Raw genomic sequence first — 23,970 nt, 5'->3', positions numbered from 1 at the left:
TCACAAGGAAGAGCGCAACGTGAGTGAAAAGTCATCCGCGGCATCGACCGAGCCGCGCATCACCGTACTTGAGGCGCTCAAGTCGCCGGCAACGCTGCTCACCACGCTCAAGTCGTATTTCGGGCTGTCGCGTCGCAGTATCGAGCCGGTGCATGACCGTGCCGCGCTGCAGCGCTTTCTCGAAACCCGCGCCAGCTTTGTTGCCCAGACTTCCCTGTATGGCTACCTGCGGACCCGCGCCGGTACGCGTTACCCCGAGCTTTTCGATGACGATCATTTCGTCATCAGCATCAACGTCGCGAAATGGCAGATCTGGCTGGATTGCCTCGGCGATCTGGCCTGCTTTGCCGGCGGCGCACTCGTGCGAGCGGGGCATGAGCCCGCGCAGGTCGGGGCGTTGATCGAGCAGCTGGTCGGCGAGATCCTCGACTCCACCGGGGTGCCAGCTGATTGCGGTGAAGAGTTCAGCGCGCACGCGCAAGGCGTGCGCGAGCGCCTCGCGGCGTGCGATTGGGCGCAGATGACGGATGACGAAGGCCCGTTCTCGGCGAGCCCCGATTCCCTCGTGAAATGGGCCCCGGTCGTGCAGGAGTTCAAGGATCTCGACGCGGAAATCGTGCAGAACTCGGTGCGTTTCCGCTGGCAGGAAATCCGCCGCGATCTGCGCGCAAACCTCGACCCGGCCGGCGTCATGGCCGGCGCAGTCGAAGCCTGAAACTGGTCTGTACCCACCCGCTATTTGGGCTCAGCCTTTCGGGTGGCCCCGCCGCGTAGCGTCTAGCAGTGCGCGCAGCCACTGACGCCGCCGGCGTCGTGCCGTCACTGCCTGCAGACCCGCGTGAACCGCCAGCGCAAGCGGGCGCACGCCCTAGTTGAAGATCAGGCCGAACAGGTGGTTGATGCCGCGGGCGATTTCGCCCTCAAGCGGGAACGACAGCATGCCCAGCACGGAATAACCGAGCAGCCAGGGCATCACATAGAAACGCGCCATGTAGAAAAACCACGCTACATACAGCGGGATCATGGCCGGCACCAAAAAGCTTGGTGTGATTGGCGCAAAGAGCTTCAGCAGCGGGTCGGTGACCCGGATGAAGAAGCGGCTGAAGAAGAACTTGCTGTCTTCCGGCAGAAACAGACGCATGCCGAAACGGCCGATCAGCGTCCACATGATCATGCCCAGGACGTAGTCCAGGGCGATTGCCCAGCCGGGAATTCCTTCGATCATTCAAGCACTCCGAAACGGGCGCGGTGGCCCATGTTCTTGCGGGGGCAGAGCCCAAACAAAAGCCGGGGCGAGTTACCTCGTCCCGGCTTGATTACATCACCACATACTCATCAGGAGCTGGAGATGATGGTCGCGCCTTTCGGGATGCGAACCTCATCGACCATGCGCTGGATTTCCTCGTCCGGCGCGGGCGTGAGCAAGCTTACCACGACCATTGCGACGAGGCTGGCGCTGATACCGACGATGCCGAAACGCAGGTGGTCGAGGCCGAGCCACGGGTCCATGCCGCTACGTACAGCGATCAGGTACCACCAGCCAGTGCCCAGACCAACGATCATGCCGGCCAGTGCGCCTGCACGGTTGGCACGCTTCCACCACACGCCAAGCACCAGCGGGAAGAACAGACCGGACATCGCGAAGCAGAAGGCCCAGGCCACTGCGCCCAGAATGCCGGTCAGCTTCATCGAGGCCACCAACGCGCCACCTGCACCGATGATCAGCAGCAGGATACGTGCGGTCAGCAGACGCTTCTTGGTCTCCGCCTTCGGGTCGATGATCTTGTAGTACAGGTCATGCGACAGGGCGTTGGCCATGGCCAGCAGCAAGCCGTCAGCGGTGGACATTGCGGCAGCCATACCACCGGCAGCAACGAGGCCCGAGATCACGTACGGCAGGCCGGCGATTTCCGGCGTTGCCAGCACGATGATGTCCGGGTTCAGGAAGAACTCGTTGATCTGCAGGATGCCGTCCATGTTGCTGTCCTTGATCGCGATCATGCCGATCGCGCCCCACTTCTGGATCCATTCCAGCGCCATGACCGATTCGATCCGGTCACCGATGATGGAGGTGGCCAGGTTCGGGTCGATCAGCTGCAGCTTGCTGAAGGTCGCCAGGGCCGGAGCCGAGAAGTACAGCAGGAAGATGAAGAACAGCGACCAGGCCACCGAGTTGCGCGCAGCACGCACCGACGGGGTGGTGAAGTAGCGCATCAGGATGTGCGGCAGCGAAGCGGTACCGATCATCATGCACGCGACCAGGGTCACGAACTTCCATGCGGCCATGCCGCTTTCGGCCGGCGTGGCATGCAGTGCGGTCAGCACCGACAGGCCCGGAACGGCTTCTGCAGCCTTGGTGCCGACGCCGATCATCGGCTCCAGTTCCATGATGCGCTCAACCGCACCACCGTAGGCCAGCTGCGGGAACCAGCCAAAGCCCTGCGCACCGGACATCCAGAAGATCGGGATGAGGTAGGCGAAGATCAGCACGATGTACTGCGCAACCTGGGTCCAGGTCACCGCACGCATGCCACCGAGCATCGAGCACACCAGGATGCCGGCCAGACCGAACCACACACCGGCCTCGAACGGAATCTGGAAGGCGCGTGCTGCGATCGTGCCGGTAGCGGTGATCTGCGCGGTCACGTAGGTGAAGGATGCAACCACCAGTACAACGATGGCCATGAAGCGTGTGGCCTTGCCGCCGTAACGCGTACCGATGAAGTCAGGCACCGTGTAGCAGCCGAACTTGCGCAGGTACGGCGCCATCAGCGTCGCGACGAGGATGTAGCCGCCCGTCCAGCCGACGATGAACGCCATGTAGGCATGGCCGGACATGAAGATGCCGCCCGCCATGGCCACGAAGGACGCGCCGGACATCCAGTCCGCCGCAGTTGCCATGCCGTTGAACACCGGCGGTACGGAGCGGCCGGCGACGTAGTAGGCGCCGACCTCCATCGTTCGTGAAAGGATGCCGATGAAGGCGTAGATCACGATCGTGAAGGCCACGAACAGGATGCCGATGGTGTCGGCACCCACGCCCATGGTCTCCAGCCATGCCATCAGCGCGAAGAATGCGAAGAATCCACCCGTGTAGATACCGTAGATCTTCGGGAGATTATCGATGAAGGACTTTCCTTCCCATTGCATACCCATGATCTGTCCCCCTTATTCTTCTTCGTCCACGCCGAATTCGACGTCGATCGCGTGCTGTTGCTTGTTGAACAGGAACAGCTGCACCACGAACACGATCAACGAGCCCTGCGCGGCGAAGTAGTAGCCGAGCGGCCAACCGAAGAAGTTGATGCTGTTGAGCTGATAGGCAAACAGATGTACGCCGTAGGCGAAGACGAACCAGACACTGAGGTGTCCGATCATCAGGTTTCGCGTGCGCCGCCAGTGCGCAATGCGATTCTCTGCGGTGAGTTCAGTCACGGGTGATCCTCCTTTGGTGGTTTGTTGCGCGCACGTGTATTCCGGCGCTGCTCAAACATCAGCAAGGCGCATGCCAAAACAAGGAAGCTTGCAGGTCTTGGGATGCAGGGCCGTGAGCAGAAAATCGGGCGTTACCTTGGGTAACACCTGTTACCGCGGGTAACGCCCGATTTATGCAATGTAAGAAGTCTGAAAGGCGCAGTCAGCAAGCTGAAAGCCGCCTTGGGCGAGGCTCAGCGCGACTCCGCCCGCGGACGCGGAATGCCCATGCGGGCACGGCGCTCCCACAGCGCCTTGCGGCTGATGCCGAGGCGGCGGGCCAGCTCGGTTTCGGTCAGCGAGCCCTGGTGCTCGATGACAAAGCGCTGAAAGTAATCATCCAGACTCAGCTCGCGCGTCTCGCCGCGTGCGTCGGTGGGCGGCTGCAGCGCCAGCAGCTCGGCCGTGATGCGATCATCGGCCAGAATCACCGCGCGTTCGATGGCGTTGCGCAGCTCGCGTACGTTGCCCGGCCAGGTGTGGCGCTGCAGTGCCTGCATGGCCTCGGGCGTGAAGCGCAGCTTCTGGCGTTTGACGCGGTTGCAGGCCTCGTCGAGCAGGAATTCGGCCAGCAGCGGAATGTCGTCGCCGCGTTCGCGCAATGGCGGCAGGTGAATCTGCACGACCTCCAACCGGTAATACAGGTCTTCCCGGAAGCGGCCGTCGCGCACCATCTGTTCCAGATCGCGGTGGGTCGCCGCGACCAGTCGCACGTCCACGCGTCGGCTGGTGGTGGCGCCGACGCGGCGGATCTCGCCGTCCTGCAGCACGCGCAACAGGCGCGATTGCGCAGCGCTGGTCAGCTCGCCGATTTCGTCCAGAAACAGCGTGCCGCTGTCGGCCGCCTCGATCAGGCCGCGATGGCTGGCGGTGGCGCCGGTAAAGGCGCCTTTCTCATGGCCGAACAGCTCTGATTCGAGCAGGGTTTCGGGGATGCTCGCGCAGTTCACCGACACCAGCGGCACGTCGGCGCGCGGGCTCTTGGCGTGCAGCGCACGCGCCACCAGTTCCTTGCCGGTGCCGGACTCGCCGCGAATGAGCACGGTGGTGTCGGTCGGCGCGACGCGCGCCAGCGTCTCGCACACCTTGGCCATGGCGGACGAGCGCCCGACCATGCCTTCGATGGGATAGACCTGTGCGAGATCCTTGCGCAGATGGGCGTTGTCGCGTTCGAGCACGCGCTGCTTTAGCAGGCGCGCGACGATCACCAGCATTTCGTCGTGATCGAAGGGCTTGGCGATGTAGTCGGCCGCGCCCTGGCGCATGGCCTCTACCGCCGAGCGCACGCTCGCGAAGCTGGTCATGATCAGCACCGGCGTGTCGCTGCAGTCTGGCAGGAGTTCCATGCCGTCGCCGTCGGGCAGGCGCAAGTCGCAGATGACCAGATCGAAGCTGTCGGCAGTGCACATGCTGCGGGCTTCGTCGAGACGCCCGGCCTCGGCCGTGGCATAGCCTTCGCGTTCGAGCAGGCGCCGCAGCGCGCTGCGGATCACGGCCTCGTCATCGACGATGAGAATACGGTTCATGCGGTGGGTTCCTCCCGGTCTTGCGTGGTGCCGGCCGCGACGGGCAGGCTCAGTTCAAAGCGCGTGCCGCGTGTTGGCCGGTTGCTGGCGGTCACCGTGCCGCCATGCTCCTCGATGATGCTGTAGACCACCGACAAGCCAAGGCCGGTGCCCTGGCCGGGTGGCTTGGTGGTGAAGAAGGGCTCGAAGATGCGTTCGAGCAGTGCCGGCGGAATGCCGTGGCCCTCGTCCTCGACCGCAACCTCGATGCAGGCGTTGTTCTGACGCGCGTCGATGCGCACCCGGCTGCCGGCTTCGGACGCCTGAATGGCGTTCGACAGCAGGTTGACGAAGACCTGCAGCAGGCGTTGCGAATTGCCATGTACGGCCAGCCCGGCGGAGACCTCGTTGCAGCATTCAATGCCGCGTCCTTCGCGACCGAGTTGCACGAGGTGGATGGCTTCATCCACGCATTCGCGCAGGTCCACTGCCTGACGCGCAGCCGCAGGGTCGTTGCCGGCGTGGCTGAAGGTGACCAGCGACTGCACGATCTCGTTGATGCGCCGGGTCTGCACCAGGATCTGCCGGATGGCCGTTTCCTGCTCTGTCGGGTCGGTCTCGAAGTGCAGGTTCTGCGCCAGCGACGCGATGCCGGTCAGCGGATTGCCGATTTCGTGGGCCACGCCGGCCGCCAGTCGCCCGATCGAGGCCAGCCGGTCGTTGTGGGTGACTTCGCTTTCGAGCACGTGCAGTTCGGTCAGGTCTTCGACCAGCAGCACCGTGCCATCGGAACTGGCCGCGTCGAATTCGCCCGAGTCGATCGCCGCCTTGTGCAGATTGATCCAGCGGTTCAGCCCGCGCACGCTGCACTGTTGCTTGTACAAGTGGCTGTCCTCGCCGCGCACGAAGGCGCCCAGCACGCCTTCCCACGGCGCGTCGAGCTGATCGATGCGCCGCCCCAGCGCATTCAGCCCGGCGATGCCCGAGATGCGCGCCATGGCGGTGTTCCAGATCAGGATCTCGCCTTCCGGGGTGAGTGAGCACACGCCCAGCGGCAGCTCGTTGAGCACTTCGCGGTGGTAGCGGCGCAACGTATCCAGCTCCGCCGCCAGACCCTGCAGGCGCACGTTGGAGTGCTCCAGTCGTGCCTCGACAAAACGCAGGCTGTCGGCCAGCGCGCGCCGCGCGGGCGGCGCGACTTGCAGGCGGTTGTCCACGATCATGCGCGAGAGCTGGGCGCCGATCAGGCCCGACAGGTTGCGTTCCAGTCGTTCGCGCAGGCGCCCGAGCTCGTCGGGCCGGGAAGCCTCGCGGTCCATGCCCAGATCGAGCAGTGCGCGCTCCATCTCCAGGCGAGCCGTCTGCGGGCCGACGGCCTGTGCCAGACGTGCCTCGAACTCACCCACGCTGCGTGCCTCGGGCACGATCGGTGGCGCATCGCTGATGTTGTCGCGCGGGCGGGCTGCAGCCGCGGCGGCCGTCTCGCGCACCGACGGGCGGGTCAGCAGCGAGGCTGCGACAAACAGCGCGCCGTTGATCGAAAGTGACCAGAAGGTGGCAAAGGTCCAGCGGTCCTGATCACCGGCGCCGACCCAATCCTGCAGGTTGAAACCGGTCACTGGCAGGCCGGACTGGTGCAGCAGCGGGATGATCAGCGACAGGCTCCACACCGCGATGCCGCCGGTCAGGCCGGCGATGAAGCCGATGGTGGTGGCGCGCGGCCACAGCAGCATGCCGGCCAGCCCGGGCAGGAATTGCGTCACCGCCACGAACGAGATCAGCCCGATCTGCACCAACCCCTGGTGCACTTCAAGCAGCCGGTAGAAGCCGTAGCCGAGCGCGATGATCACCACAATGAGCGTGCGCCGGCCCCACAGCAGCCAGTTGTAGAGGTCGTCCTGCGGGAAAGTCTGCTGGCGGAAATGCGCCGGCAGAATGAGGTGGTTCATGACCATGCCGGCCAGCGCCAGCGTGGTCACGATCATCATCGCGCTGGCCGCCGACACCCCGCCGACGAAGGTCGACAGCGTCAGCAGGCGCGATCCGTGCTCGGCCGCCAGGCCCAGCACGTAATAGTCCGGCGGCGTGTCCAGCACGCTGATGGAGCCCGCCCACAAAATCAGCGGAATCGGCAGATTGAGCAGCAACAGAAAGGCCGGAAACGCCCAGGTCGCGGTCTTCAGGGCGCGCGGCTCGATGTTCTCGACAAACAGCATATGGAACTGGCGCGGCAACAGAAAGCCGGCCGCGAAGGCCAGCAGAATGAAGGTGAACCACGGCCCCTCGCGCACCGGCGCATACAGCGCTTCGACCGCCTCCGGGTTGTGTTCCAGCCAACGGCTCAATCCGCCGAAGCCGTCGAACACCCCGAACAGCGCCAGCGCGCCGACGGCCAGCAGCGCCAGCAGCTTGATTACCGATTCAAAGGCAATCGCCACCACCAGCCCCTCGTGTTTCTCGCGCGGCGTGACGTGGCGCGCGCCGAACAGAATCGCGAACAGACTCAGCGTGGCGCAGAAGCCCAGCGCCAGCAGATGCGGCGGCGCCTCCTGCGTGATGATCGCCACCGACTCCGCCACCGCCTTGATTTGCAGCGCGATGTACGGCAGCACGCCGACCAGCATGAACAGCGTCACCAGCGTGCCGGTCCACGGGCTCGGGTAACGGAAGGCAAACAGGTCGGCAATCGACGTGAGCTGGTGCTCCCGCACCAGCCGCAACAACGGCGCCAGCATCAGCGGTGCAAGCACAAAGGCCAGCGTCACACCCAGATAGATGGTCAGGAAGTTGTAGCCCTGCGACTGCGCAAAACCCACGCTGCCGTAGAAGCTCCACGACGTCGCATACACCCCCAGCGCCAGCGCATACACCAGCGGATGCCGCACCAGCTTGTCCGGCAGCCAGCGGTTATCGGTGGCGTGGGCGATGAAAAACAGCAGCGCCAGATACGCCACGCCCACCGCATAGAGCGTGCCGATCTCAGAGATCACGACGCTGCACCACCGCGATCAAGGCGATCACTAGCCCCCACAGCACATAGGGCACGTACCAAGGCAGCGAGCCGGACGCCCACCAATGCACCCAGGGCGACGCAAACAGCAGGGCGCCGAACAGGAACAGGATGACGATCTTGTCCAAGCCGAGGTCTCCGGTGCGGGGTAGAGAGTGTTACGAACTGTAGCACTGGCTGGCGGTTTTGGATCAGGGCTTTTGGAGTGGCTGAGAAGGGCGCGCGGCGCCTCTGCAGCGCTGCTTGCGGGTGAGACAGGGCTTCCGGCGCTCCCGATGCGCTGCGCGTGCGGGAACGCCTGCTTGGCGAATCGGGGCTCAAATCCAGGTTCTGCCCGTTTGCCGGCGCCGCGGCGCCTTGGCTATGCTGGGTTCAGCCGAGTAGACGCCCGTCGGGCGTCTCGAATGGTTTGGAGCGCAAGCAGTAGGAGGCGATGTGACGGTGGGCAAGTAAGTGCTGTGCCGCCGTGATCGGGGCCGCCCCCTCAAGCAGAACCTCAAGGTGTATTCATGCAGGCACTGGATAGGCCTGCTTCAGGAACGCAGTGCTCCAACTTCTCATTCAGCTGGCGCCGTTTCAAGCGTCGCTCCACGCTGCGCGAAACGGCCGCTTGCTGCAATCGCTGACCGTATCAAGGAGCCGCCGAAAATGGATCAGAACAAACAAATGATGGGTACGAGCTGGGTTCGGTTCGCGGCAATGATCGCGACCTCGATCGTCGTCATGTTTTTCCTCATGTACCAGCTCGTCTACTCACTTGACCACGCCCTGTTCAGCTGGAACCGCCTGATCGCCTCGTTGGCGATGGGCTGCGTCATGACCATCGTGATGCTCGGCTCCATGTGGTCGATGTACAAAGGAACCAAAACCAAGATCGCGGTGCTCGCAGCGGCCGCGCTGCTTGGCGTCGCTCTGCTGTCAGCAAACAGAAGCCAGGCCGTGATCAACGACGTCGATTTCATGCAGTCGATGATTCCGCATCACTCCATCGCCATCAACAACGCGCGAAAGGCGAGCATCAGCGACCCGCGGGTCCGGGAACTGGCAGACGAGATCATCGCGGCTCAGGTCCGTGAAATTGAAATGATGAAGCTCCTCATTGAGGACATTTCACGCAACGGCGAGAGGGGGGCGACCGCTCTTCCCCCGCGCACCGCTGAGGTGACCCCGGAGATGGAACCCAAGATCCGGGATGCAGTGAAGTGATGACTGGGAAGCCGCGCTTCGCGGTGATCCGACGACGATGCGTATGAGTTGGGACCGGTTGGTGTAACGCGGGGGTGCGTCAGGTCCTCATGTGCTACTGATCTAAAGCATTGGCGGTCACGAAATGGCTGGCTGGTTTTGGGGGAATGGGCCGCTTTCGCAGCAACTGATCAATTGAAGGGCCGCCGATTTGTGTCGTGTTTGCAAGAGACTGTCGGAGGGATAAGCAGGCAAGGGTGACTGCCTTGCCTATGTCATGCCCTGTTGGTTATGCTGCTTGCAAATATTCACACGCCGCCCGCCGTGCCTGCACGACGGCTTGGTGCGGACAACGGAGTTAGAGCGCCTCATGATCATCGCCCATGCTCCGGCAGGCTATATTTTGGCAACCTCATTGGTCAGGCGCATGGCGAATTCCCCGGTCTCGGCAGGGGCATTGATTGTCGCGGGGATCATCGGTGCTTTGGCGCCGGACTTCGACATGCTGTACTTCCACCTGATCGACAACAGGCAGACGCACCATCACAAGTACCTTTCTCACTGGCCAATCCTCTGGCTGAGCCTGACTGCGCTTTCGGCTATTTGGCTCTGTTGCGCCCGACAATCCAAAGCGGCTGCGCTGTCGCTGGTGTTTTGCCTGGGTGGTGTCTTGCACGTGATGCTCGACTCCTTCGTCGGCGATGTCTGGTGGTTCGCTCCATTCATTGATCAGCCGTACGCCATGTTCACCGTACCGGCCAGATTCAAGCCGTGGTGGCTGAGCTTTATCCTGCACTGGTCGTTCGCTGTGGAGCTCGCCATTTGTGCGTGGGCGATTTTCGTTTATCGGAGCCGCTCAGTGGCTAATCTCCGAGGACGGGCCCCTTGACGGTGTAAGGCTGACTTCAAGCTTCTCCTTCACGCACAAGTTCGCCATGGAACGCCGCCCAAGCGATGCAGTGAGAGTCGAATTGCTGGACGCCGGGTAATTGCGAACATGGGCGTGAGAGAAGCGCCTGGTTCTCGAGTTCTTCGCGCGCTTGTTAATCTCGGTAGGTTTCCATGAAGAAATTTTCAAGATGCTGGTGGTTTTTCGCTTTTGGTATGTCTGCCGGGAGTGCAAGCGCTGACACGTTGGAAACGAGTTTCTTGAATATCACGTATTTCGACGGCGTTGCTGTGATGGCAGAGCAGTGTGAGTCGCGCGGCTTTCCTTCGCGCCCGATTTACGTTCATTGGCTGCGAACCAATCAGCCAATTTACGACGGCATCATTGAAGCGTTGATGCGTGACTTGGCTAAAGATGGTTTGTCGCGGCAGGATGCGGCAGCGCTTCTGGCTTCCGTGCGTGAGCGCAACCGACAGCAGTTCCTCAAAGAGCGGCTGTCCGGCGATGCTTTTTGTCGTAATTTCCGTCGGGCTCTTCGCTCCCTGGATTCACTGCCGAATTCACTCTTCAAAGCTCCGCCATCGGTTTTGCCTCAGTAGGTGCGGCGTGCGTGTGCTGAATTCAGAACTCGCTTGTCTGCAGCAGTGCGTCCGTGATCTGTGGGGTAGGCAACTCCAGCGCGCAGTACTCGAGAAGCCGGTATGAACAGTCGCGTAAGTAATGGCCGCGGCGCACGAACAGCTTGTCACCTATTCCGTTCCATTCCTTGATCCTCTTCGGGTTGCCCTTGCGCACCAGCACCACGGTGGTCGAGGTGTATGGCGAACTGTTGTTGAGCGCGAGCGTTCAGGGGACGTGCCTACGAGCCGGCGCCGCCATGCGACTGGCGGATGGTCGCGTCCTTGCCGTCGTGCGCCCTCCAGGCCTGGAAGGCAGCGTTGTAACCACGGTAGAACTCGCTGGTGGGGTCGTAGGTGAAGATCCCATGGTCTGTGCTGCAGGCGGTGCCGAGCGCGGCGACGGTCAGGGTCGTGGCGGCGACAACTGTCGTTGCGGGCCATTGAGCCCGGAACCGATCAAATTTTGCTTGCTTCGCTGAAAGAACGATTTGCCACTGGGGTGCCGTCAGCATGGGATCATCGCAAGGCTTGTATGGGGTGCAGAAGACGGAGAGGACAGGAATGCGCTACTGGCTGATGAAATCCGAACCCGACGAATGCTCCATCGACATGCTCGCAGAGCTGCCCGGCCAGCGCGTGCCGTGGTTCGGGGTGCGCAACTACCAGGCGCGCAACTTCATGCGCGACGCGATGCAGATCGGCGATCTGGCTTTTTTCTACCATTCGAGCTGCGCCGAGCCGGGGATTGCCGGCATCGTGCGGGTGGCGAGCGGGCCGTATCCGGACGAGACGCAGTTCTATCCGGCGAGTCCGTATTACGATGCGAAGGCGCAGCCTGAAGAGCCGCGCTGGGTGCTGGTCGACGTCGAGTTGGTGACCAAGACGCCGCTGATCGGTCTGCCCGCACTGCGGGCGGCGCCGCAGCTGGAAGACATGCGTGTGCTGGCTCGTGGCAACCGGCTGTCGATCACCCCGGTCGAGCCTGCAGAGTGGCGCTTCATCACGCGCGAGATGATGGGAATGGATGCATGAGCTTCGACGTGTGGTGGATGGCCTATCTGGCGCTCGGTGCGGTGGCAGGGTTTCTGGCCGGGCTGCTGGGGATTGGCGGGGGCGGCATGATGGTGCCGATCCTGACCTCGATCTTCGTCGCGCAGGGGGTGCCGCTGGCCAACGTGGTGCATCTGGCGTTGGGTACTTCGATGGCGGTGATGGTGATTACCGCCATCTCCAGCCTGCGCGCACATCACCGCCTGGGTTCGGTGCGCTGGGATATTTTCCGCAGCATTACGCCGGGCATCATGATTGGGGCGTTCGCCACCACCTTCTTTGCCGCGGCCGTGCCGTCCAAGCCGTTGGCGCTGTTCTTTGCGATCTTCATGGCGTTCATGTCGGCGCAGATGATGATTGACGTCAAACCCAAACCCACGCGCGAACTGCCCGGCAAGTTGGGCGTGTCGGCGGTGGGTTTCGGCATCGGCGGCGTTTCGTCGCTGGTGGCGATTGGCGGCGCAGCGATGTCGATTCCGTTCATGGTGGCGTGCAACGTGCGGCTGCAGCACGCCATCGGCACCTCGTCGGCCATCGGCTGGCCGATTGCGGTGGCCGGTGCCATCGGTTATCTGGTCAATGGGCTGGATACGCCGGGCATGCCGGAATACAGCGCCGGCTTCATCTACCTGCCGGCGCTGGCGACCATCGCGGTGGCCGGCGTGCTGACGGCGCCGTTCGGCGCGAAGCTGGCGCACCGCATGCCCGTGAAGCGGCTGAAGAAGGTGTTTGCGGTGTTCTTCCTGCTGCTGTCGGCGAAGATGGTGCACACCGTCTTCTTCTGAGCAGGCCTACGGCTGGATGCCGGCGAGGATGGTGTCGGCGTTGTGGCGCATCATCGCCAGGTAGCTGGCGGCGGGGCCGGTCGGGCCGGACAGTGCGTCGGAATACAGCGTGCCGCCAACCCGGGCGCCGCCCTCGGCGCCGATGCGCGCGATCAGGCGCGCGTCATTCACGTTTTCGATGAACACCACCGGCACCTTTTCCTTGCGCAACTGGCGAATCAGGCGCGCCATGGCCGCGGCGGAAACCTCGCTGCGGTTGCCGACGCCGGCCGCCGACATGAAGCGTATGCCGTAGGTGGCGCCGAAGTAGGCGAAGGCATCGTGCGAGGTGACCACCTTGCGTGCTTCTTCCGGCAGCGCGGCGAAGCGTTGGCGGATGTCGGCGTCCAGCGCCGCCAGTTCGGCGTCGTAGCGCGCCAGTCGCTGATGGTAATGGGCCGCTCCCGCCGCGTCGGCGGCGATCAGTGCGGTGGCGATGTTGCGGGCGTAGATGCGCGCATTGGCTACGCTCTGCCAGGCATGCGGGTCGATCGGGCCGTGGTCGTGGCCGGCATGGTTATGGTCGTCGTGCTGTTCGAGCGGCTTTACGCCGTCTGCCGCGAGGACCACGCTGCGCTTGCCGGCAGAGGCCGCGAGCCGTTCCATCCAGGTGTCGAAGCCCAGCCCGTTCGCAACCACCACGTCGGCCTCCAGTACCGTGCGCGCGTCGGACGGGCGCGGCTGCCAGGCGTGGGCGTCAGCATCGTGGCCGACCAGTGCGGTGACCTCGACCCGTTCGCCACCGATCTCGCGGGCGAAGTCGGCAAGGATGCTGAAGCTGGTGACGACCTTGAGCGGTGCAGCCGACAGCGTTGAACTCAAGGCAAGCAGGAGGCAGGCAAGAACGTATTTCATGGCATTTACGCTTCGAGGTGGCGGCGACGGTACAGCCGCGGGCCGAAGGCGCCGCCCGGTGCGAGCAGGATGGAGGCAACGTGCGCCAGGCCGGCAGTCAGCACGATGGCCGGGCCGGCCGGCACGTCGAGGTGAAACGACGCCAGCAGCCCGATCACGCCGCTGACAAAGGCCAGCCCTGCAGCGCAGGCCAGCATGGCGGGGAGGGTCTTGGCCCACAGCCGCGCGGCAGCGGCCGGCAGGATCATGATGCCGACCGCCATCAGCGTGCCGAGTGCGTGAAAGCCGCTGACCAGGTTCAGCACCACCAGCGTGAGAAAGCCGTAGTGCGCTATCGGGCTCCAGCGCCCGATGCTGCGCAGGAAGCTGGGGTCGAAACATTCCAGCACCAGCGGACGGTAGAGCAGAGAGAGTGCGAACAGCGTGACGCTGGTGATGGCCGCGATCAGCAGCAGCGAGCCGTCATCAAGCGACAGCACCGAGCCGAACAGCACATGCAGCAGGTCGAGGTTGCGCCCGCGCAGCGAAACGATCAGCACGCCGGCAGCCAGCGACATCAGGTAGAAGGCGGCGAGGCTGGCGTCTTCCTTGAGGATGGACGAGCGCGCCACCAGCCCGGCGGCCAGCACCACCACCAGCCCGGCGACGATGCCGCCGACCGTCATCGCGCCCAGCGACAGGCCGAAGGCCAGGTAGCCCAGTGCCGCACCGGGCAGGATGGCGTGGCTCATCGCGTCGCCCATCAAGCTCATGCGGCGCAGCAACAGAAACACGCCGACCGGTGTGGCGCCCAGGGCGAGCGCCAGGCAGCCGGCCAGCGCGCGGCGCATGAACTCGAAGTCCACAAACGGCGATACGAACAGGTCGATCACTGCGCGGCCTCCGCGTGGCGGTGGCAAACCTGCGCGTCTTCGTCGAAGGATTCGGCCAGCGCGCGTGCACGGCCGAGCAGTTCGGGTGTCAGCACCTCGGCCGTCGGACCGAAGCCGAGTTGCTCGCGGGCGAGCAGCAGGCAGTGCGGGAAGATGCGCCGCACCAACTCGAAATCGTGCAATACCGCGACGATGCTGCGCCCCTCGGCGTGCCATTCCTGAATGATGGCGGCCAGATCTTCGGTGGTGCGGCTGTCGATGGCGTTGAAGGGTTCGTCGAGCAACAGCAGGTCTGCGTTCTGCAGCATCAGGCGGGCGAAGCGCGCGCGCTGCAGCTGGCCGCCCGACAGCGTGCCGATCGGGCGCTGTTCCTGCCCGCTCAGGCCGACGCGCGCCAGCGTGTTGCGCACCTGCTCGGCCTGCGCCGGGCGTAGCCGGCCAAAGGCGCCGATCTCGCGCCACAGGCCCATGGCCACCATGTCGAAAACCGACACGGGGAAGGCCAGATCCAGCTCACCGCTCTGGGGCAGATAGGCAATGCGTCCGCGCGGCACGCCAAGCCGGTAGGCGCCCTCGATCGGAGCGAGTTCGCCGGCAATGGCCTTGAGTAGCGTGGATTTCCCGGCGCCGTTGGGGCCGACGACGGCCACCAGCGTGCCGCGCGGAAAGCAGCAGTCGAGGTGGTGCACGGCCGGATGACGGTCGTAACCCAGCGTCAGGTTGTCGCAGGCGAGTGCGAAGGCTTCCGGCGCGTTCATGCCAGCGCCCACCAGATGGTCAGCCACAGACCCAGACCGGCAATGCCGGCCACGATCAGGCGCAAGGTGATGCCCGACGACAACACCGACAGGGCAGGAGCGGCATGCGCGTGATCGCGGGGGTGTGAATGATCGTGGGGCATGGTCGGCAAGGCTTGTGGCGGAGAATGCAACATTGTAGCATTTTGGCGGTCGCAAGCACGGGTCGGCGTCGCTGCCCGTGAACAACTTCAGGAGATTGCAGTGAAGCTCACCGTTTCTTCCCTTGCCGCCGCATTGGCGCTGGGCTTGGCCTCCGGGGCGTCGGCCCAGCAACATGCCCACGAACACGGCGTTGCGGAATTCAGGGTCGCGCTTGAGGGCTCGACTGTACTCGTCGAGTTCGATTCGCCGCTCGCCAACCTGGTCGGCTTCGAGCATGCTGCGCGTTCCGACGCTGACAAAGCCGCCATGGCCGATCTGGAGAAAGCACTGCGCGCGCCCGACCGTCTGTTCGCTCTGCCGGCTGCCTCGGGCTGCGAGCTCAAGGACGTTGAGCTTGAATTGCCCGGCGTCGATGAGCATGACCACCACGACCACAAACACGACCATGACCATAAGCACGAACACAAGCATGAGCACGCGAGTGAGCATGCGGATGCCTACGCGGCATGGGAGTTCGTCTGCAAGCTCGCGCCGCAGGCGATCGAGGTGACCGTGATGGAGGCCTTCCCGGCGATCCGTGTGCTGCGCAGCGAAACTGCCGGCCCGCGTGGCCAGTCGGCGACGCGCATTGAATCGCCCAAGGCGCAGCTCGCGCTGTGAGCGAGCCCACGACGTCGGCCGCGGCCGTCACGCTCGCCGGCGTCGTGTTCGCCTGGCCCGGTGCGAGCGCGCCTTGCCTCGATATTCCGCAGTTGGCCATCGCGGCCGGCGAGCGCGTGTTCCTGCATGGCCCCAGCGGTAGCGGGAAGTCCACGCTGCTGTCACTGATTGGCGGCGTTGTGTTGCCGCAAGCCGGGCGTGTTGCAGTTCAGGGGCAGGATCTGGCGGCGCTGTCTGCGCCGGCGCGCGACGGCTTTCGCGCGGCACACATCGGTTTCGTGTTCCAGCTCTTCAACCTGCTGCCGTATCTGTCGGCACTCGACAACATCGTGCTGCCCTGCCGTTTCTCACGCGAGCGCGCGGCCCGTGTCGGCGGGTCGCCGGGTGACGAGGCGCGGCGGCTGGCTGCGCGTCTCGACCTTGACCCAGTGTTATTGGCGCGGCCGGCGGCACAGTTGTCAGTGGGGCAGCAACAGCGGGTAGCCGCCGCACGCGCATTGATCGGCCGGCCCGGCCTGATCGTGGCCGACGAGCCGACCTCGGCGCTCGACGCAGATCGGCAGTGCGCCTTTGTCGATCTGCTGCTGACCGAATGCGAGGCTTCCGGCGCGAGCCTGTTGTTCGTCAGCCACGACCTGCGCCTGGCCACCCGCTTTTCGCGCCAGATCGCGCTGGCCGAACTCAACCGGGCCGGCGCCGCGCCGGAGCTCGCATGACCCCGCTGTGGTATCTGACCCGTCGCAGCATCGCCAACCGCGGCTTGACGGTGGTGTTGACCATCGTCTCGGTGGCGCTGTCGGTGGCCTTGCTGCTGGGCGTCGAGCGGCTGCGCTCGGACGCGCGCGAGGGCTTTGCGCAGACCATTTCAGGCACCGATCTGGTGGTCGGAGCGCGCAGCGGCGCGGTGCAGTTGCTGCTGTATTCGGTGTTCCATATCGGAGACGCCACCAATAACGTGTCATGGCAGAGCCTGCAGCGCATCGCCGAACATCCGCAGGTGGAGTGGTTGGTGCCGCTGTCGCTGGGCGATTCGCATCGCGGTTTCCGTGTGGTCGGCACCACGGCGGAATTCTTCGAGCGCTATCGCCACGGTGAGGATCGCGCGCTGCGGCTGGCGGACGGTAAAGCCTTTGACGGCGTGTTCGAGGCGGTGATTGGCGCCGAAGTGGCCGCGCGGCTGGGTTATGCGGTGGGTGAATCCATTGTCGTCGCGCATGGCGCAGGCGACGTGAGCTTCGCGCAGCACGACGACAAACCCTTTACCGTGGTTGGCGTGCTCGCGCGCACCGGCACGCCGGTAGATCGCTCGGTGCTGGTCAGCCTGCAGGGCATCGAAGCCATCCATCTGGACTGGTCCGGCGGCGCGCGCATGCCGGGCCTCAATATTCCCGCCGAACAGGTGCGGCGCTTTGATCTTTCGCCCAAGGAAGTCACAGCGGCGCTGGTCGGGCTCAAGTCGCGCGTGGCAGTGTTTCGCGTGCAACGCTACATCAACACCTTTCCTGACGAGCCGCTCACTGCCGCCTTGCCGGGTGCGACCCTGCAGCAGTTGTGGGGCATCATCGCGATCGCCGAACGCGCCTTGTTGGCGGTTTCGGCGCTGGTCGTGCTGGTCGGCCTGGCGGGGCTGGTGGCGGTGGTTACTGCGAGCCTTGGGGAACGAAGGCGCGAACTGGCGATCCTTCGCTCCATGGGCGCCGGGCCGCGTCATGTGTTTGCGCTGCTGGCGCTGGAGAGCCTGGTGATCGGTCTGGCCGGTTGCCTGCTCGGCGTGCTGACGGTGCAGGCTGCAGCTTTCTTTGTGGGGCCATGGCTGCAGGCGCAGTATGGTTTGCTGCTGTCGGCGCGTTGGCTTTCAGCGACAGAATGGATGTTGCTCGGGGGTGTGCTGGTCGCGACGCTGGTTGCCAGTCTGGTGCCAGGTGTGCGCGGCTATCGCCAGTCGCTGTCGGATGGAATGACGATACGGGTCTGAAGATGAAGAAACTGCTGGCGATACTTTTTGCCCTGAATCTGTTGGCCGCTCCGGTGGCGGCCCAGCAGGGCGATTATCAGGTGGGCGACCGCGTCGGCGCGGCAGCCGGCAAGATGGTCGACGGCTACCTCGAGATCGAGTGGGATGACCTTATTCCGAAGGACTGGATGCCCGAGAAACTGTTCGAGGATCTGTTCAACGACGTGAACCTCGACAAGCTCGACGACACCGACCCGCGTGCCGCCGAACTCATGCAGAAGGTGCGTGAGGCCTGGGACAACGCGCCGCTGGTGTCCGATTTCAATGGCAAGCGTGTGCGCATTCCGGGCTTTGTCGTGCCGCTGGAAGGCGACGCGAAGACCATCCGCGAATTTCTGCTGGTGCCGTATTTTGGCGCCTGCATCCACGTACCGCCGCCGCCGGCCAATCAGCTGATTCTGGTCAAGCCCGACAAGCCGATCAAGGCCGACTGGAACATGGTGCCGGTGTGGGTCAGCGGCGTGATGACGGTGGATCGCAAGACCTCGGAGCTCGGAACCTCGGGCTATCGTATGACCGGCATGCGCGTCGTCGAGTACGAGTGAGCCGAAGCTGCGCGCAGCTCAGTCGACGATCAACGCCGCCAGTTCGCGTTCGAGCAGGGCGGGGTCGCCGAGATTGAGTTCGAGCAGGCGGCGCAGGTGGGTGATGCTGTCGAGGTCGATGTCCTCGCAGTGGATGCCGATGCGTGCGCCTTCGGTGTGTGCGACGTGGCCACGCATGCGCACGACGGCGTCTTCGCCCAGATCGAGTCGCAGTTCGCAGGGTTGGCCGCCGCGATCGACTGCGGCGGGCAATTTCACCAGCGCGCCCTTGAGCGACAGATCAAGCAGCTGACACGGCTGTGTGGTGCCGTTGCAGGTGAAGCTGGCCTCGCACTCAAAGGCAATGCGCGAGAAATGTCGGCGTTGGCTATCCATCGGTATGGGCTCCCTGCAGACGGATGGCCGAGCCGGTCATGCCGTCGAAATCCAGTGTGCGAATGACTTCCAGGTCGTCCTGATGGTCCACGCCTTCGGCAATCACCTGCAGACCGATGGCCCGCGCGAGCTCGCAGATGCGGGCAAGAAAACCCTGCTTGTCCTGATTGGTGGCGATGTTGCGCACCAGGCCGGCGTCGATCTTGACGTAGTCCAGCCCGACATCATGTAGCCCGCCCAGCTGCCCGAATTCGCGCCCGGCGTGTTCGATGCCGAGTCGGCAGCCAAAGGGGCGGGCCACGCGGCACATCGCGCGAAAGGCCGCCAGGTCGGCCACGACGCCTTGTTCCGGCAGTTCGATCCACAGCAGAGACGCGGCTTCCGGGCGTTCCTGCAGCGCATCGCGAAAGGCATCCAGAAAGCCCGGATCACGCAGCGAACTGGCCGAAACGTTGATGCCGACCGGACGACCTTCGGCTGCGATGCGTTCGAGTGCCAGATGCTGCGCGGCGAGGTCGATGCGCGCGGTCAGGCCGAGCCGCTCGGCCCAGGCCAGAAAGGCTTCGGCCGAATACCACAGGTCGTCGACCAGGATGCGTGACGGCGCTTCGTAGTGCAGCAGCGCGCCGCGCTGGTCGAGCACCGGGAATGCGTCGATGCGTACATGGCCATGATCGAGCGCGGATTCAAGCGCTTCACGCCAACCGGCAAGGTCGGTGCGCGCCGGCATCACGGTTTCGGGATCGCCAATGTGCGCCGCGCCGCGGCGGGCGTATTCGGCGGAAGCCAGGGCGCTGTCGAGCCGCGACAGCAGCCGCTCGCGCGGCTCGCCGCCGGCGTAGCCGACCACGCCGATCGGCAAGCGCTTCATCAGCCCCTCGCCATGCATTTTCTCGAGCGGGGTGAGGGCGCTCGACAGTTCGCTGGCCAGCAAAGAGGGGCGTTCGACGTCCGGTGCAATCAGTGCGAAATCACAACCGTTGAGTCGCGCCACGCTGCGGCCCGGGCGAGCCGAGGCGATGGCGCGGAGCCGCGCTGCCACGTCGACCAGCAGCTTGTCGGTGGCGCTGCGGCCGAAGCTGCGGTTGAGCCCGTGCAGATTGGCCACGCGCAGCACGGCCATCGAGCCGCGCAGATCGGGGTTGGCGGTGGCCAGGTCGAGCGTGGTGTCGAGCAGCGCCAGAAAGCGGCTGCGGTTGGGCAGGCCGGTGAGTTCGTCGTGCCCGGCCAGATGGTCGAGTTGGTCGATGCGCACCGAGTGTTCCTCGCTATCGGCCTCCAGTCTGGCGGCCAGGGCGTTGGTGGCGTCTGCAAGCGGACGCAACTCGGTTGCGGTCGGCTCGGCGACGCGGCTGAAACGGCGTTCGGCGAAGCCGCGCGTTTGGGCCTCCAGCGCCGAAAGCGGGGCAAGCAGGCGGCGGATCAGCGCACTCATGGTCACGCCGATCAGGAGCGCGGCCAGTGCCAGCCACAGCATCAACCCCTGCAGCGTGCGCCACAGCGCGGTGTGGGCGTCGGCGCGCGCGCTGGCGACGGTAACGACTGCGATGGGGAGGCCGTCGGCGGCCAGTTCGACACTCGCCGGCACGATCTCCAGCGGGCGCAGCGACGCAAACCAGTACGGCACCTGCGGGGTCGGTTCGGCGGTGCGTTGCACGATGATCTCGCCGCTGGGATGCTCGATGCGCACCAAGGCGTAGTCACCGCTGTCGGATAGCGCCTCGACCAGCGGGGAGAGGGCTTCGCGCTCGGTTCCGGCTTGTGATGCGAGCAGGCCGAGCAGGGTTGCAGCGTCGCGGTCGCGCGCCTGCAGCTGGCGCTCAAGTTCTCCGCCTGCCACCGACAGGCAGATCAGCGCGCCTCCCACGAACACCACAATGGCGCCCAGAGCGGCTCCGAGCCACGCCAACGTATTCAGCGAGACCGCCGCGCCGCGAGGGGCTGGGTCGGCCGTTGGCGCGGCGCCGGGAGGCGCGTTGCGGACCGGATCGGTCAGCGGCGTTTCGTGCTTGTGCGACAGCGTATCGGGCATGCGCGTGTGCTCATCCTGGCGGTCTGTCCGGGCAGCGGCGGGACTGCCGCCCGCCTTTGGTGCAACTTACACCATATCCCTGACAAGCTCTGTCGAAAGGGGGTGTACGGGTGGGCGTCCGCGTGTGGGTTGTTGCGCCTGACGTACAATCTGGGCATGAATTCGATCGCTTCCCACGGTGCAGAAGACTCTCCGCTTGGTCGGCCGGTGGCCTACTGCGACCGCTATGCACCCGAGTTGTTGTTTCCCATCGAGCGCCAGAGCAAGCGTGATGAGCTCGGGGTGCGGGCGGATGCACTGCCCTTTGCCGGCGAGGACGTTTGGAATGCCTACGAAGTGTCGTGGCTCAATCCACGCGGCAAGCCCATTGTGGCGCTCGGACGCTTTACGGTGCCGGCGGCTTCGCCGCGGCTGATCGAATCGAAGTCGCTCAAGCTCTATCTCAACTCCTTCAACCAGACGCACTTCGACTCGCTGGATGCCGTGCGGCAGACGCTCGTGGCGGATCTCTCGGCGGCCGCCGGAGCCGGCGTGGCGGTCGAACTGACGTCGCTGTCGGATGCGCCCGAGCGCCTTTTCGGCGTGCCATCGGGGACGCTCATCGACGACCTGGACGTGGACATCGATGTCTACGCGCCGCAGCCCGGCGTGTTGCGCGTCGAGGCGGGGGACGAAGTCGAAGAAACGCTGTACTCGCACCTGCTCAAGTCCAACTGCCTCGTCACCGGCCAACCCGACTGGGCGACGATTGCCGTGCGCTATGCCGGCCCGCGTATCGATCGCGAATCGCTGCTGCGCTACGTCGTGTCTTTCCGCACGCACAACGAATTTCACGAGCAGTGCGTGGAACGCGTGTTCTGCGATGTGCTGGCGGCCTGCAGCCCACGCCGCTTGGCCGTGTGGGCGCGCTACACACGCCGCGGCGGGCTCGACATCAACCCCTTCCGTGCCACGCCCGGCGAACCTTGCGTCGGCAACCTGTTCGAAGTCAGACAATGAAGTCGTGACGCCTCGGCAGAGGCGCAGCGCTTGAAGCCCTCCTGTTCGATTCCTCGCTCATGACCAATAGACTCGCCTCCGAAACTTCTCCCTATCTGCTCCAGCATGCCGACAACCCGGTCGACTGGTGGCCGTGGTGCGAAGAGGCGCTGGCGCAGGCGCGCGCCCAGGACAAGCCGATTCTGCTGTCGATCGGCTATTCCGCCTGTCACTGGTGTCACGTCATGGCGCACGAGTGCTTCGAGGATGCCGATGTGGCGGCGGTGATGAACCGCGATTTCGTCAACATCAAGGTTGATCGCGAAGAGCGACCTGACCTCGACCACATTTATCAGACGGCCCACCAGTTGCTCAAGGGACGCCCCGGCGGTTGGCCGCTGACCATGTTCCTGACGCCCGACGGGCTGCCGTTTTTCGGCGGCACCTATTTCCCGAAGATGCCGCGCTTCCGCCTGCCCGGCTTCATCGATCTGATGCGCGATGTCGCTCAGGCCTTTGTGACCGAGCGGGCCGAACTGGAGGCTGGAGGTGTGCGCCTGCGCTCTGAGCTGGCCCGGCTCTCAGCACCGACAGCTGTTGCCCACCATTCAGAACTTAACGAACGCCCGTTCGGCATGCTGCGCGACGGCCTGAAGGCCGCTTTCGACCGGCGTCACGGCGGCTTCGGTGAGGCGCCGAAGTTTCCGCGGGCAAGCGATTTGGAATTCCTGCTCCAGCGTGCCGCCACCGAGGGGGACGAAGCCGCCGGAAGCATGGCCCTGACCACCCTTGAGCGCATGGCCGAAGGGGGTCTGTTCGATCATCTGGGCGGAGGCTTCTTCCGCTACAGCACCGACGATAAATGGCGCATTCCGCACTTTGAGAAGATGTTGTGCGACAACGCGGCGTTGCTGCGGCTGTATGCGGACGCCTTCGCGTATGGCGGCACGGCCAGTTTCCGCACGGCGGCCGAGCGCACGGCTGAATGGGTGATGCGTGACATGCAATCGCCCGAGGGCGGCTACTACACTGCGCTGGATGCTGATTCCGAGGGGCGGGAGGGCTGCTTTTACGCGTGGGATCGCAAGCACGCGCAGCGGGTCGTGCCGCCCGAAGCGTGGAAAGCGTTTGAGCGACACTACGGGCTGGACGGCCGTGCCAACTTCGAAGGCGCATGGCATCTGTATGTCGCCGAACCGTTGGAGCGCACTGCCAAAAAAGCCAAGGTGGACGAGGGTGAACTTGCGCGGCTGCTTGAATGTGGTCGCCATGCCTTGTTCGTCGAGCGCGAGAAGCGCATGCGGCCGGGTTGCGACAGCAAACGTCTGGCCGGCTGGAACGGCATGATGATCGGCGGTATGGCCCACGCCGGCAGGGTGTTGGGCCGCAGCGACTGGCAGGCGTCGGCACGCCGCGCGTTCGACTTCGTACGCAGCCAGCTGTGGCGCGATGGCCGACTGCTGGCCACCAGCGATGGTGGACCGGGGCGGCTCAATGCCTATCTGGATGATCACGCGTGGCTGATCGATGGCGCACTTGAGCTGCTCCAGTGTGAGTTCGACGCGGAGGTGCTGACCTTCGCCGAGGACCTCGCCGAGGCCTTGCTCGACGACTTCGAAGACCGCCAGAACGGTGGCTTCCACTTCACCCGACACGACCACGAGGCGCTGATCCTGAGGCCCCGGCCGCTGCACGACAACGCTACCGCGTCTGGCAACGGCGTGGCTGCCCGTGCGTTGGCGCGGCTGGCACAGCTGACCGGCGAGGTGCGCTATCTCGACTCGGCCGAGCGGACGCTGCGCTCGGCGTGGTCGCTGCTGGAACGCAACCCGCAGGGCTGCGCGAGTTTGCTGCTGGCCTTGCAGGATGTGCTGCAGCCGCCGACGCTGGTCGTGATGAGCGGCGAGGCACAAGCACTGGCGCCATTGCGGGACTGCGTCAATGATCGCTATCTGCCGCGAGTAACCGGGGTCGTGGTGCCTGATGATGCGGTGGGAGTGCCGCCGTTGCTGCTCAGACGTGCGCCCGCAGGTGGGGCTGCCGCCTGGGTGTGCAACGGCACAACGTGTCTGCCGCCTGTTTCGGATGTCACGGAACTGTCACGAATGCTGACAATGCAGGGTTTTCCCGGCTAGGCAAGCCGCGCGGGACTCGGGTAGTATCGGACCACCCTGAAAAGG

The 23,970-nt window shown here is 64.7% G+C and carries 25 protein-coding genes; 12 read left to right on the top strand and 13 right to left on the bottom strand.

Annotation, left to right across the window (positions count from 1 at the left end):
• The first annotated feature begins 19 nt into the window (after positions 1–19).
• Positions 20–715: a hypothetical protein gene (locus AC6H0N_RS14325; RefSeq protein WP_497574802.1), complete on the top strand. Its 696-nt coding sequence runs from the start codon at positions 20–22 to the stop codon at positions 713–715.
• Positions 716–868: 153 nt separating this feature from the next.
• Here AC6H0N_RS14325 and AC6H0N_RS14320 read toward each other — a convergent pair whose 3' ends face one another.
• From AC6H0N_RS14320 to AC6H0N_RS14295, 6 genes are all read right to left on the bottom strand, one after another.
• Positions 869–1,225, bottom strand: coding sequence for a hypothetical protein (locus AC6H0N_RS14320; RefSeq protein ID WP_497574801.1), 357 nt, complete (start codon positions 1,223–1,225; stop codon positions 869–871).
• A gap of 110 nt (positions 1,226–1,335) precedes the next feature.
• Positions 1,336–3,150 carry a sodium:solute symporter family protein gene (locus AC6H0N_RS14315; protein ID WP_497574800.1) on the bottom strand — a complete coding sequence of 605 codons (1,815 nt, stop codon included), beginning with the start codon at positions 3,148–3,150 and terminating at the stop codon, positions 1,336–1,338.
• An 18-nt stretch (positions 3,151–3,168) separates the two neighbouring features.
• The gene (locus AC6H0N_RS14310) at positions 3,169–3,435 is read right to left on the bottom strand and encodes a DUF4212 domain-containing protein (protein ID WP_497574799.1); all 267 of its coding nucleotides are present in this window, start codon (positions 3,433–3,435) and stop codon (positions 3,169–3,171) included.
• 233 nt (positions 3,436–3,668) lie between these two features.
• The gene (locus tag AC6H0N_RS14305) at positions 3,669–5,000 is read right to left on the bottom strand and encodes a sigma-54-dependent transcriptional regulator (protein WP_497574798.1); all 1,332 of its coding nucleotides are present in this window, start codon (positions 4,998–5,000) and stop codon (positions 3,669–3,671) included.
• Positions 4,997–7,969, bottom strand: a complete 2,973-nt coding sequence (locus AC6H0N_RS14300; RefSeq protein WP_497574797.1) for an ATP-binding protein — start codon at positions 7,967–7,969, stop codon at positions 4,997–4,999. Before AC6H0N_RS14300 ends, AC6H0N_RS14305 begins: the two co-directional genes overlap by 4 nt.
• Positions 7,959–8,117 (bottom strand): hypothetical protein, encoded by a 159-nt coding sequence (locus AC6H0N_RS14295; RefSeq protein ID WP_497574796.1) that lies wholly within the window; start codon positions 8,115–8,117, stop codon positions 7,959–7,961. Before AC6H0N_RS14295 ends, AC6H0N_RS14300 begins: the two co-directional genes overlap by 11 nt.
• A gap of 520 nt (positions 8,118–8,637) precedes the next feature.
• On the opposite strand from AC6H0N_RS14295, the gene AC6H0N_RS14290 reads away from it, so the two are divergent.
• From AC6H0N_RS14290 to AC6H0N_RS14280, 3 genes are all read left to right on the top strand, one after another.
• A complete protein-coding gene (locus AC6H0N_RS14290; RefSeq protein WP_497574795.1) occupies positions 8,638–9,195 on the top strand; it encodes a DUF305 domain-containing protein in 558 nt (185 codons plus the stop codon).
• A gap of 349 nt (positions 9,196–9,544) precedes the next feature.
• The gene (locus tag AC6H0N_RS14285) at positions 9,545–10,063 is read left to right on the top strand and encodes a metal-dependent hydrolase (RefSeq protein ID WP_497574794.1); all 519 of its coding nucleotides are present in this window, start codon (positions 9,545–9,547) and stop codon (positions 10,061–10,063) included.
• Between the two features lie 173 nt (positions 10,064–10,236).
• On the top strand, positions 10,237–10,662 hold the full coding sequence (locus AC6H0N_RS14280; RefSeq protein ID WP_497574793.1) for a hypothetical protein: 426 nt from the start codon (positions 10,237–10,239) through the stop codon (positions 10,660–10,662).
• Positions 10,663–10,922: 260 nt separating this feature from the next.
• Here AC6H0N_RS14280 and AC6H0N_RS14275 read toward each other — a convergent pair whose 3' ends face one another.
• Positions 10,923–11,195, bottom strand: a complete 273-nt coding sequence (locus tag AC6H0N_RS14275) for a hypothetical protein (RefSeq protein ID WP_497574792.1) — start codon at positions 11,193–11,195, stop codon at positions 10,923–10,925.
• A gap of 64 nt (positions 11,196–11,259) precedes the next feature.
• On the opposite strand from AC6H0N_RS14275, the gene AC6H0N_RS14270 reads away from it, so the two are divergent.
• Together AC6H0N_RS14270 and AC6H0N_RS14265 are read left to right on the top strand one after the other, a co-directional pair.
• Positions 11,260–11,715 (top strand): EVE domain-containing protein, encoded by a 456-nt coding sequence (locus AC6H0N_RS14270; RefSeq protein ID WP_497574791.1) that lies wholly within the window; start codon positions 11,260–11,262, stop codon positions 11,713–11,715.
• A complete protein-coding gene (locus tag AC6H0N_RS14265) occupies positions 11,712–12,518 on the top strand; it encodes a sulfite exporter TauE/SafE family protein (protein WP_497574790.1) in 807 nt (268 codons plus the stop codon). Before AC6H0N_RS14270 ends, AC6H0N_RS14265 begins: the two co-directional genes overlap by 4 nt.
• Before the next feature lie 6 nt (positions 12,519–12,524).
• Here AC6H0N_RS14265 and AC6H0N_RS14260 read toward each other — a convergent pair whose 3' ends face one another.
• From AC6H0N_RS14260 to AC6H0N_RS14245, 4 genes are read right to left on the bottom strand one after another with little or no spacing between them, the layout of a single operon-like run.
• Positions 12,525–13,412, bottom strand: a complete 888-nt coding sequence (locus tag AC6H0N_RS14260; protein WP_497574789.1) for a metal ABC transporter solute-binding protein, Zn/Mn family — start codon at positions 13,410–13,412, stop codon at positions 12,525–12,527.
• A 5-nt stretch (positions 13,413–13,417) separates the two neighbouring features.
• Positions 13,418–14,242 (bottom strand): metal ABC transporter permease, encoded by an 825-nt coding sequence (locus AC6H0N_RS14255; protein WP_497575031.1) that lies wholly within the window; start codon positions 14,240–14,242, stop codon positions 13,418–13,420.
• Between the two features lie 38 nt (positions 14,243–14,280).
• Positions 14,281–15,042, bottom strand: coding sequence for a metal ABC transporter ATP-binding protein (locus AC6H0N_RS14250; protein WP_497574788.1), 762 nt, complete (start codon positions 15,040–15,042; stop codon positions 14,281–14,283).
• Positions 15,039–15,185, bottom strand: coding sequence for a hypothetical protein (locus tag AC6H0N_RS14245; RefSeq protein ID WP_497574787.1), 147 nt, complete (start codon positions 15,183–15,185; stop codon positions 15,039–15,041). The genes AC6H0N_RS14250 and AC6H0N_RS14245 overlap by 4 nt, the downstream gene beginning before the upstream one ends.
• A 100-nt stretch (positions 15,186–15,285) precedes the next feature.
• Between AC6H0N_RS14245 and AC6H0N_RS14240 the strand changes: the two genes are divergently transcribed.
• The 4 genes from AC6H0N_RS14240 to AC6H0N_RS14225 are packed head-to-tail and all read left to right on the top strand — an operon-like array spanning position 15,286 to position 18,405.
• Complete coding sequence (locus AC6H0N_RS14240; RefSeq protein ID WP_497574786.1) at positions 15,286–15,846, top strand: ZrgA family zinc uptake protein; 561 nt, start codon at positions 15,286–15,288, stop codon at positions 15,844–15,846.
• Positions 15,843–16,562, top strand: coding sequence for an ABC transporter ATP-binding protein (locus AC6H0N_RS14235; RefSeq protein WP_497574785.1), 720 nt, complete (start codon positions 15,843–15,845; stop codon positions 16,560–16,562). Before AC6H0N_RS14240 ends, AC6H0N_RS14235 begins: the two co-directional genes overlap by 4 nt.
• Positions 16,559–17,821, top strand: coding sequence for an ABC transporter permease (locus AC6H0N_RS14230; protein ID WP_497574784.1), 1,263 nt, complete (start codon positions 16,559–16,561; stop codon positions 17,819–17,821). Before AC6H0N_RS14235 ends, AC6H0N_RS14230 begins: the two co-directional genes overlap by 4 nt.
• Before the next feature lie 2 nt (positions 17,822–17,823).
• Entirely contained in the window at positions 17,824–18,405 is a 582-nt protein-coding gene (locus AC6H0N_RS14225; RefSeq protein ID WP_497574783.1) for a DUF3299 domain-containing protein, read from the top strand.
• 18 nt (positions 18,406–18,423) lie between these two features.
• On the opposite strand, the gene AC6H0N_RS14220 is transcribed toward AC6H0N_RS14225, so the two are convergent.
• Both AC6H0N_RS14220 and AC6H0N_RS14215 read right to left on the bottom strand, forming a co-directional pair.
• Complete coding sequence (locus AC6H0N_RS14220; RefSeq protein ID WP_497574782.1) at positions 18,424–18,780, bottom strand: PilZ domain-containing protein; 357 nt, start codon at positions 18,778–18,780, stop codon at positions 18,424–18,426.
• Complete coding sequence (locus AC6H0N_RS14215; protein ID WP_497574781.1) at positions 18,773–20,812, bottom strand: EAL domain-containing protein; 2,040 nt, start codon at positions 20,810–20,812, stop codon at positions 18,773–18,775. The genes AC6H0N_RS14220 and AC6H0N_RS14215 overlap by 8 nt, the downstream gene beginning before the upstream one ends.
• A gap of 156 nt (positions 20,813–20,968) precedes the next feature.
• Here AC6H0N_RS14215 and queF point away from each other — a divergent pair, with 156 nt between their 5' ends.
• Both queF and AC6H0N_RS14205 read left to right on the top strand, forming a co-directional pair.
• Positions 20,969–21,811, top strand: a complete 843-nt coding sequence (queF, locus tag AC6H0N_RS14210; protein WP_497574780.1) for an NADPH-dependent 7-cyano-7-deazaguanine reductase QueF — start codon at positions 20,969–20,971, stop codon at positions 21,809–21,811.
• Positions 21,812–21,870: 59 nt separating this feature from the next.
• A complete protein-coding gene (locus tag AC6H0N_RS14205) occupies positions 21,871–23,925 on the top strand; it encodes a thioredoxin domain-containing protein (RefSeq protein ID WP_497574779.1) in 2,055 nt (684 codons plus the stop codon).
• Positions 23,926–23,970: the final 45 nt, after the last annotated feature.

It is taken from the genome of Pseudazoarcus sp. NS34 (genome assembly GCF_059703725.1).
The sequence above is the reverse complement of the archived record's forward strand: the minus strand, read 5'-3'. Positions and strand labels throughout refer to the sequence as shown.

Excerpts from the sequence above, each read along its gene's own strand:
- AC6H0N_RS14320 (WP_497574801.1), bottom strand. The coding sequence starts at position 1,225 with ATGATCGAAGGAATTCCCGGCTGGGCAATCGCCCTGGACTACGTCCTG.
- AC6H0N_RS14315 (WP_497574800.1), bottom strand. The coding sequence starts at position 3,150 with ATGCAATGGGAAGGAAAGTCCTTCATCGATAATCTCCCGAAGATCTAC.
- AC6H0N_RS14305 (WP_497574798.1), bottom strand. The coding sequence starts at position 5,000 with ATGAACCGTATTCTCATCGTCGATGACGAGGCCGTGATCCGCAGCGCG.
- AC6H0N_RS14290 (WP_497574795.1), top strand. The coding sequence starts at position 8,638 with ATGGATCAGAACAAACAAATGATGGGTACGAGCTGGGTTCGGTTCGCG.
- AC6H0N_RS14285 (WP_497574794.1), top strand. The coding sequence starts at position 9,545 with ATGATCATCGCCCATGCTCCGGCAGGCTATATTTTGGCAACCTCATTG.
- AC6H0N_RS14280 (WP_497574793.1), top strand. The coding sequence starts at position 10,237 with ATGAAGAAATTTTCAAGATGCTGGTGGTTTTTCGCTTTTGGTATGTCT.
- AC6H0N_RS14275 (WP_497574792.1), bottom strand. The coding sequence starts at position 11,195 with ATGCTGACGGCACCCCAGTGGCAAATCGTTCTTTCAGCGAAGCAAGCA.
- AC6H0N_RS14270 (WP_497574791.1), top strand. The coding sequence starts at position 11,260 with ATGAAATCCGAACCCGACGAATGCTCCATCGACATGCTCGCAGAGCTG.
- AC6H0N_RS14265 (WP_497574790.1), top strand. The coding sequence starts at position 11,712 with ATGAGCTTCGACGTGTGGTGGATGGCCTATCTGGCGCTCGGTGCGGTG.
- AC6H0N_RS14260 (WP_497574789.1), bottom strand. The coding sequence starts at position 13,412 with ATGAAATACGTTCTTGCCTGCCTCCTGCTTGCCTTGAGTTCAACGCTG.
- AC6H0N_RS14255 (WP_497575031.1), bottom strand. The coding sequence starts at position 14,242 with ATGCGCCGCGCGCTGGCCGGCTGCCTGGCGCTCGCCCTGGGCGCCACA.
- AC6H0N_RS14250 (WP_497574788.1), bottom strand. The coding sequence starts at position 15,042 with ATGAACGCGCCGGAAGCCTTCGCACTCGCCTGCGACAACCTGACGCTG.
- AC6H0N_RS14245 (WP_497574787.1), bottom strand. The coding sequence starts at position 15,185 with ATGCCCCACGATCATTCACACCCCCGCGATCACGCGCATGCCGCTCCT.
- AC6H0N_RS14230 (WP_497574784.1), top strand. The coding sequence starts at position 16,559 with ATGACCCCGCTGTGGTATCTGACCCGTCGCAGCATCGCCAACCGCGGC.
- AC6H0N_RS14225 (WP_497574783.1), top strand. The coding sequence starts at position 17,824 with ATGAAGAAACTGCTGGCGATACTTTTTGCCCTGAATCTGTTGGCCGCT.
- AC6H0N_RS14220 (WP_497574782.1), bottom strand. The coding sequence starts at position 18,780 with ATGGATAGCCAACGCCGACATTTCTCGCGCATTGCCTTTGAGTGCGAG.
- AC6H0N_RS14215 (WP_497574781.1), bottom strand. The coding sequence starts at position 20,812 with ATGCCCGATACGCTGTCGCACAAGCACGAAACGCCGCTGACCGATCCG.
- queF (WP_497574780.1), top strand. The coding sequence starts at position 20,969 with ATGAATTCGATCGCTTCCCACGGTGCAGAAGACTCTCCGCTTGGTCGG.
- AC6H0N_RS14205 (WP_497574779.1), top strand. The coding sequence starts at position 21,871 with ATGACCAATAGACTCGCCTCCGAAACTTCTCCCTATCTGCTCCAGCAT.